The organism is Flavobacterium sp. (assembly GCF_031363805.1).
In the GTDB taxonomy this organism is placed as follows: Bacteria; Bacteroidota; Bacteroidia; order Flavobacteriales; family Flavobacteriaceae; genus Flavobacterium.
The window spans coordinates 1-8,699 of record NZ_JANLVD010000223.1 but is presented as its reverse complement, the minus strand read 5'-3'; the positions used below and the strand labels follow the sequence as shown (position 1 = coordinate 8,699).

The window sequence follows — 8,699 nt, the reverse complement described above, 5'->3', positions numbered from 1 at the left end:
CCGCTTTCGACGGACCAAAGACTGGTTGTGTTTCTCCAACTGGCAAAGTTTGTCCGTTTGGTCTATGCACAGGAATTCCAGATGGAACAATGGTAGAACTTCTGCCATGATATCCTACAGGAATGTGTAACCAATTGGGTAACAATGCATTTTCTGGATCACGAAACATAGTTCCTGTATTGGTTGCATGCTCTTTGCTGGAAAAGAAATCTGTATAATCTCCAATAAATACTGGAAGTTGCATTTCGACATCATCCATTTTAAAAATTACAATATCTCTATCTTTTTTATTTTCTTTCAATTTATTATTATTAATATCAAAAATATCTGCGATTCGATTTCGGATCAAACGCCATGTTTTTTTTCCATCAGAAATAAAATCATTTAGCGTGTCTTGCATAAAAACATCATCAGTCAATTCGATTCCTTCAAAATAATTTAATTGTTGTAAAGCACCTAAATCTATGGCATAATCGCCAATTCTTGTTCCAACGGTTACTATATTTTCTTTGGTCAAAAAAACACCAAATGGAATATTTTGAATTGGAAAATCGCTATTTGTATTTATATCTAACCAAGATTTTCTGTCTGGGTTGTTTGCTGTAATGGGCATATTATTAATTATTTTATTATTGATATCAAATATATTATAAACAATCATTTTACCAAACGTTTTTTTGTATTTTTGCATTGAAATTAATGAAATAAAAAATATGTTACGCGACGAACAAATATTTGACCTTATTCTTGAAGAGCAAGACAGACAAATTCACGGTTTAGAATTGATAGCTTCAGAAAACTTTGTAAGCGACCAAGTTATGGAAGCTGCCGGTTCAGTTTTAACTAATAAATATGCTGAAGGCTATCCTGGAAAGCGATATTATGGTGGTTGTGAGGTGGTTGATGTAATAGAGCAAATTGCCATTGACAGGGCCAAATCATTATTTGGAGCTGAATACGCCAATGTACAGCCACATTCTGGATCACAAGCCAATACCGCAGTTTTTGCAGCTTGTTTAAAACCAGGAGATAAAATTTTAGGATTCGATTTGTCTCACGGTGGACATTTAACACACGGCTCACCCGTTAATTTTTCTGGAAAGTTATACAGTCCCTCCTTTTATGGTGTTGAACCAGAAACAGGAATTTTGAATTACGATAAAATCCAAGAAATTGCTACCAAAGAACAACCCAAAATGATTATTGCGGGAGCATCTGCTTATTCTCGTGATATGGATTTTAAACGATTTAGAGAAATAGCCGACTCTGTTGGTGCTCTTTTATTGGCAGATATTTCACATCCAGCAGGTTTAATTGCCAAAGGTTTAATGAACGACCCAGTGCCTCACTGTCATATTATTACAACAACAACACATAAAACATTGCGTGGACCACGTGGTGGATTAATATTAATGGGTAAAGATTTTGAAAATCCTTGGGGTTTAAAAACGCCAAAAGGAGAAATTAGAATGATGTCTCACGTTTTGGATATGGCTGTTTTCCCTGGAAATCAAGGCGGACCATTGGAGCATATTATTGCAGCGAAAGCGATTGCATTTGGTGAAGCTTTGACCGATGAGTTTTTCAGATATGCCATGCAAGTTCAAAAAAATGCAAAAGCGATGGCGGAAGCTTTTGTAAAAAGAGGATATAATTTAATTTCCGGAGGAACCGACAATCATATGATGTTGATTGATTTGAGAAACAAAAATATTTCTGGTAAAGAAGCTGAAAATGCATTGGTAAAAGCAGAAATCACTGTAAATAAAAATATGGTTCCTTTTGATGATAAATCACCTTTTGTCACTTCAGGAATTCGTGTAGGAACACCAGCAATTACAACGCGAGGTTTAGTTGAAGAAGACATGGAAACTATTGTTGCATTCATTGATAAAGTAATTATGAATCATACCAATGAGGAAATTATTGAAGAAGTGGCTGATCAAGTGAACGAAATGATGGGTGAGAGAGCCATTTTTGTATTTTAACAATCTTAAAAATTTTACATACAAAAACCACGAAGCGATTCGTGGTTTTTTAATTTAAAATGATTTCGTCATGTATAAATGTATGAATATAAATTGTATACTTCATTTTTTTTCATTCAATAAATTTTAATAACTTCAATTCAAATTTATTGAACAATTTGTCATTAAATATCAGAAATTACTAAAAAAAAGTTAAATTTTTTACAATTAAAAATGTAAAGTAATCTGTTTTTATATTTTTATAACAATTAACTAAAACCAAATGAAAAAAACTATCTTCTTACTCTTTTTGAGTTTTTTTATTCCGAAAATTACCGCTCAAGAATACTTTCCAAACAATGAAAGTGTTCAAAACAAAAACAACAATTTTACTGCATTAACCAACGTTAAAATTTTTGTTACTCCCACACAAATTATAGAAAAAGGAACATTGCTTATTCAAAACGGGAAAGTTATTTCGGTTGGAGCAAACGTTGCTATTCCAAAAAATGCTATCATTATTAATTTGGAAGGCAAATCAATTTATCCTTCATTTATAGATATCTATTCAAACTTTGGGATTGAAAACCCAAAAAGTGATAATAATTTTGATAGAAATCCAATGTATGATACCAAACGTGTTGGATTTTATTGGAATGAACACATCAAACCTGAAACAGAAGGCTTAAAAAGTTTCAAATACGACCAAACTAAAGCAGATGAATTGCTAAAAGCTGGTTTTGGTGTTATCGAAACTCATTTGCAAGACGGTATAGCTCGTGGTACTGGAACCTTAATTGCTTTGAATAATTTTGATTCAAAATCTAGAGTTATTCTTGCCAAAGCTTCAAATCATTATGCTTTTACACGAAGTTTAAATTCTAAACAATCATATCCTAGCTCACTCATGGGAATGATGGCATTACTTCGTCAAGTTTATTACGATTTGGATTGGTACAAAAAAGGAAACTCGCCAACCAAAGATGCTTCTCTAGAAGCTTTAATTGCTAATGAAAAATTACCTCAAATATTTGCAACCGAAGATAAATTAAATAGTTTGCGCGCAGCAAAAATTGCCAAAGAGTTTGGTTTGAATTATATTTTGAAAGGCTCTGGAAATGAATTTGAACGTATTGATGAAATCAAGAGAACCAATTCAAAATTTATTATTCCTATCAATTTTCCTGAGGCTTATGATGTTTCAGATCCGTATCAAGCCAATCAAATGGAATTATCTGATTTGCGTTTCTGGAATCAAGCACCAAGCAATTTGAAAGTATTATCTGAAAACGGAATCACTTTTGCATTGACAACCGATAAATTAAAGAAAACTGAAGATTTTAGAACCAATCTATTAAAAGCCATCAAATTTGGTTTCGATAAAACAAAAGCATTAGAATCTCTAACTACAATTCCCGCTTCTTTAATTGGAAGAAGTTCAGAAATTGGAAGTTTAAATGTTGGAACTTATGCCAATTTTATAATCACTTCGGGAGAAATTTTCAACGAAAAAACAATACTATATGAAAATTGGGTTCAAGGAAATAAATTTGTGGTAAATGATATAAATGTTAAAGACATTCGTGGAAATTATGATGTTACAATAGGAAATGAATCCTATAAGATGAAAATAGATGGAGAAATTGCATCGCCAAAAGCTGAAATTACAACTACAGATTCCAAAAAAGTAAATTCAAAACTAGCTATTTCGAACAATTGGATTAATGTTTTAGTGAAATCAAAGGACACCATAAAATCAAATTTCACTCGCTTATCTGGATTTATAGAAAATATAGAAAATTTATCTGGCAAAGCTGTTTTATCCAATGGAAACGAATTCAAATGGAATGCAAAAAAAACAGCACCATTTGTTATTGTAAAAGATACGGCAGCGGTAGAGAAACCAAACAAAATTTTCCCAGTTACTTTTCCAAATCGTGCTTATGGAAGCAATGCAAAACTTACCCAACAAACCATTTTATTCAAAAATGCGACAGTTTGGACCAATGAAAAAGAGGGTATTTTAACTGAAACTGATGTATTGGTTAAAAACGGAAAAATTGCTTCTATCGGAAAAAATTTATCCGATGCTACTGCAATTTCAGTTGATGCAAAAGGCAAACATTTAACTTCAGGAATCATCGATGAACATTCACATATTGCCATTTCAAACGGTGTAAATGAAGGCGGACATAATTCAAGTGCCGAAGTCACCATTCAAGATGTCGTGAATTCTGAAGACATTAATATTTATCGTGATTTGGCTGGAGGTGTTACTACTTCACAATTGTTGCACGGTTCCGCCAATCCAATTGGTGGTCGTTCTGCCATTGTGAAATGGAAATGGGGTGAATCTCCGGATGAAATGTTGTATAAGAATCAACCTAAATTCATCAAATTTGCTTTGGGCGAAAATGTAAAACAATCCAATTGGGGAATAGACAATCCAACTCGTTTTCCACAAACTAGAATGGGAGTAGAGCAGGTATTTACCGATTATTTTCAACGTGCCAAAGAATATGAAAATGCTTGGAAAACTTACAATTCAAATCCAAAAAAGGATAAAAATAAAGCGCCAAGAATAGATTTGGAATTGCAAACCATTCTAGAAATTATAAACAAAGAACGCTTCATTACTTGCCATTCTTATGTACAATCGGAAATTTTGATGATGATGAATGTGGCTGAAAAATTCAATTTTCGAGTGAATACTTTTACACATATTTTAGAAGGATACAAAGTTGCCGACAAAATGAAACTACACGGTGTTGGAGCATCAACTTTCTCAGATTGGTGGGCTTACAAATTTGAAGTAAACGATGCCATACCATATAACGGCGGAATTATGCATGATTTAGGTGTAGTAGTTGCCTATAATTCTGACGATGCTGAAATGTCGCGTCGTTTGAATCAAGAAGCGGCCAAAGCTGTAAAATATAGTAATGTTTCCGAAGAAGAAGCTTGGAAATTTGTAACCTTAAATCCTGCCAAGTTACTGCATATTGATGATAAAGTAGGAAGCGTAAAAGTGGGCAAAGATGCCGATTTGGTGCTTTGGAATAACAATCCATTGTCTATTTATGCCAAAGCCGAAAAAACAATAATTGAAGGTGTTGTTTATTTTGATATTCAAAAAGACGAACAAAATCGTGTGGCTATTGCCAAAGAAAGAAGTGAATTGATTGGTCAATTACTAAATGAAAAAAACAAAGGAATGACCACGCAAGAGCCAAAGAAAAAAGAGAAAATACATTACCATTGCGATACTTTAGAACAAAATTAAGATGAAAAAAATACATATAATTTTATTGATATTCACGATAGCAATAAATACGCAAGCACAGCAAATTCCAGCAAAAAAACAATCAAAATCTGTGTTAATTAGCAATGCTACTGCACATTTGGGAAATGGAAAAATAATTGAAAATGCAGTTGTAGGTTTCAAGGATGGAAAAATTGAATTGGTTGCCGACGCTACTTTAATTCGAATAGATATGTCGGCCTATGAGATTAAAATTGATGCCACAGGAAAACATGTTTATCCTGGATTTATTGCGCCAAATTCTACTTTAGGATTGGTTGAAATAGATGCTGTAAAATCATCTGATGATGAACAAGAAATTGGAAGTTTCAATCCACATGTAAAAAGTTTAATTGCCTACAACGCAGAGTCGAAAGTTATTGAAACAGTACGTCCAAATGGTGTTTTATTGGCAGAAATTGTACCTCGTGGTGGCAGAATTTCAGGAACTTCTTCAGTTGTTCAACTGGATGCTTGGAGCTGGCAAGAGGCTGTTGTAAAAGAAAGTAACGGCATACATTTAAATTTCCCTTCTACTTTTAAAAGAAGCGGTTGGTGGGCAGAACCCGGCGTTGTAGAAGCCAATAAAGATTATATCAAACAAGTTGATGAGGTTTCCATTTTTCTATCCAATGCAAAAGCTTATTTTGGGGATGTTTCCAAAGAAAGAAATCTGGCTTTTGAATCTACAAAAGGTTTATTTGACGGAACTCAAACACTATTTATTCATGCTAATGAAGAAAAACAAATTATTGACGCTGTACAACTTTCTCTAAAAAATGGAATTAAAAAAATCACAATTGTTGGCGGCTATGAAACTTACAAAACAATAGATTTGTTGCAAAAAAACAATGTTTCTGTATTATTGAAAAGAGTTCACGATATGCCTGAAAATGATGATCATGATATTGATTTGCCTTTTAAAATGGCAAAATTGTTAACGGATAAGGGTATTTTGGTAGCTCTTGAAAATAGTGGGAATATGGAACGAATGAATACTCGAAACCTACCTTTTCTAGCTGGAACATGCGTTGCTTATGGTTTAGATAAAGAACTGGCGTTGCAACTTATTACATCAAATACAGCTAAAATTTTAGGAATTGATAGCTTTTGCGGAACACTCGAACAAGGTAAAGATGCTACATTATTTATTTCTGAGGGTGATGCTTTGGATATGCGAACCAACAAATTGACACAAGCTTATATTCAAGGACGTGAAATTAATTTAGAAACGCATCAAAGTAAGTTGGAAAAAAAGTATAAAGAAAAATACAAATTATAGAGATAAAAAATGCCACTTTTTGAGTGGCATTTTTTTTAATTCATCATTAAGTTTGATGTGGCAAATAAATGATTTTGTTGCTGACAATGAATTAACACATACTTATATTGTGTAAAATCTACAGGAACTGCTATATTGTAAACTAAATTGTTTCCAGTTCCCAATGCGCCTAAACTAATAAAATCTGTTGGTGTGTCTGCTTTCGACAAATATACTTTCAAATCTGGACCAGTGCTTACACTGAAGTTTTCCAATTTCAATTTGTATGTTGTTCCTTCCAAATAAATTTTTGAAGTTCCAGTAACGTTTATTCCTGAAGTTGGCGCAAATGTTCCAGAATATTTGAGTACAGAGTTTTCAGAAATACTTTCTAAACCTGCATTTGGATCATTACCATCTTTATCACAAGAAATAAAAATAAATACACTCATTAATAATAATAGATACTTTTTCATATTTATAAATTTTAAATTTATTTTTGAAATTTTGAAATTCCGTTTTCTAACCATACTTTATATTCATCAGCATCAGGCGTATAGCCTATAGGTAAGTTTAAATCCTTTCCGTCAGAATCTAAAATTACATAATAAGGCTGCGAATTTATGTTGTAACGTGAAATTTGAAAATCGCTCCATTTTTTTCCAATTGTTGTAATTCTTTTTCCTGTTGTTTTAGATACGTATTTTTCGCTCTCTTGGATTTCACGTTTGTCATCACCATATAACGATATTAAAACTATTTTATTTTTTAATATACTTAAAATCTCATCTTTAGACCATATATGTTCTTCCATTTTTCTACAGTTTGCGCAGGCATGACCAGTAAAATCTAGCAATATTGGTTTATTTACTTTTTTTGCATAAGCCAATCCTTTTTCATAATCATCAAAAGCAATAATGCCATTTGGCCCTAAATGAGCAAACTCTGGTAAATCGGATTTTAAACTTGAGTTAGCATTTGAATTTCCAATCCCAAAAGGACTTTCGCTATAAGTTATGGGTGGTGTAAATCCGCTCAATATTTTTAACGGTGCGCCCCACAATCCTGGAATTAAATAAATGGTAAAAACCAATACAAACAATCCAATGAATAATCTTCCTACTGAAATATTTGTAACTGGACTATCGTGTGGCAATGCAATTTTACCAAGTAAATACAAAGCCCAAACACCAAAAACAGCAATCCAAATGGCTATAAAAACTTCACGTTCTAATAAATGTAATTGCAGAACCAAATCTGCATTGGATAAAAATTTAAATGCAAATGCCAATTCTAAAAAACCAAGTGAAACTTTAACGGTATTCAACCAACCACCAGATTTTGGAAGCGAATTCATCCAACCTGGAAACATGGCAAAAAGCATAAATGGTAAGGCTATTGCCGATGAAAAACCTAGCATTCCAACAATTGGACCTATTCCTCCAAATTTGGAAGATTCTGCAATCAAGGTTCCAACAATTGGACCAGTACAAGAAAAAGAAACAATTGCCAATGCGAGTGCCATAAACAATATGCCAATAAATCCACCTCGATCTGCTTGTCTATCTACTTTATTTGCCCATGAATTAGGTAAAACAATCTCGAAAGCACCCAAAAATGATGCAGCAAATACAAGTAGAAGTATAAAAAATATAACATTAAACCAAACATCTGTTGATAACGAATTTAAGGCATCGATTCCAAAAATTGCAGAAACGATTACTCCTAAAAGTACATATATAATAATGATGGATATTCCATAAAAAATGGAGTTTCTAATTCCTTGAGCTTTGGTTTTACTTTGTTTGGTAAAAAAACTTACTGTCATAGGAATCATTGGGAAAACACAAGGTGTAAGTAATGCCGCGAAACCTCCTAAAAAGGCCAGAAAGAAAATGGTTAATAATCCTTTTTTTTCTTCGTTTTTTTGAATTGGTTTATTGGATACATCATTTTTTTTTACAATTTCTTCTTTTCCAATAGTTTCATTAGCCAAGGCTTTTATTGATGTAGAATCTGTTGGTATATTTGTATTAGCTGCAACCTTTATTACGGGCAATTTAAATTCAAAAGTTTTATCTTGCTGAATACAAGCGTCTTTACAAGCTTGATATTCTAAATAAACGGAAATGTTTTTTAAATTGGGATTGGTAATTTTTATTTTTTGTTT

The 8,699-nt window shown here is 32.6% G+C and carries 5 protein-coding genes and 1 pseudogene; 3 read left to right on the top strand and 3 right to left on the bottom strand.

Annotated elements, in window-relative coordinates; translation table 11 throughout:
• Positions 1-613: pseudogene (locus RMN92_RS11805) on the bottom strand (fumarylacetoacetase); the annotation flags it as partial.
• 100 nt (positions 614-713) lie between these two features.
• On the opposite strand from RMN92_RS11805, the gene glyA reads away from it, so the two are divergent.
• The 3 genes from glyA (at position 714) to RMN92_RS11790 (ending at position 6,550) form a co-directional block, all read left to right on the top strand.
• Complete coding sequence (gene glyA, locus RMN92_RS11800; protein WP_309609643.1) at positions 714-1,988, top strand: serine hydroxymethyltransferase; 1,275 nt, start codon at positions 714-716, stop codon at positions 1,986-1,988.
• 262 nt (positions 1,989-2,250) lie between these two features.
• Positions 2,251-5,250 carry an amidohydrolase family protein gene (locus tag RMN92_RS11795; protein WP_309609642.1) on the top strand — a complete coding sequence of 1,000 codons (3,000 nt, stop codon included), beginning with the start codon at positions 2,251-2,253 and terminating at the stop codon, positions 5,248-5,250.
• Position 5,251: 1 nt separating this feature from the next.
• Entirely contained in the window at positions 5,252-6,550 is a 1,299-nt protein-coding gene (locus tag RMN92_RS11790) for an amidohydrolase family protein (RefSeq protein WP_309609641.1), read from the top strand.
• 35 nt (positions 6,551-6,585) lie between these two features.
• Here the strand turns inward: RMN92_RS11790 and RMN92_RS11785 are convergent, their stop codons facing one another.
• Entirely contained in the window at positions 6,586-7,005 is a 420-nt protein-coding gene (locus RMN92_RS11785; protein WP_309609640.1) for a DM13 domain-containing protein, read from the bottom strand.
• Between the two features lie 17 nt (positions 7,006-7,022).
• A partial coding sequence (locus tag RMN92_RS11780; protein WP_309609639.1) for a cytochrome c biogenesis protein CcdA occupies positions 7,023-8,699 on the bottom strand: 1,677 nt, incomplete at its 5' end.

Bases quoted from the DNA above. Each gene is read 5' to 3' on its own strand.
- RMN92_RS11790 (WP_309609641.1), top strand. From the start codon at position 5,252: ATGAAAAAAATACATATAATTTTATTGATATTCACGATAGCAATAAAT.
- RMN92_RS11785 (WP_309609640.1), bottom strand. From the start codon at position 7,005: ATGAAAAAGTATCTATTATTATTAATGAGTGTATTTATTTTTATTTCT.
- glyA (WP_309609643.1), top strand. From the start codon at position 714: ATGTTACGCGACGAACAAATATTTGACCTTATTCTTGAAGAGCAAGAC.
- RMN92_RS11795 (WP_309609642.1), top strand. From the start codon at position 2,251: ATGAAAAAAACTATCTTCTTACTCTTTTTGAGTTTTTTTATTCCGAAA.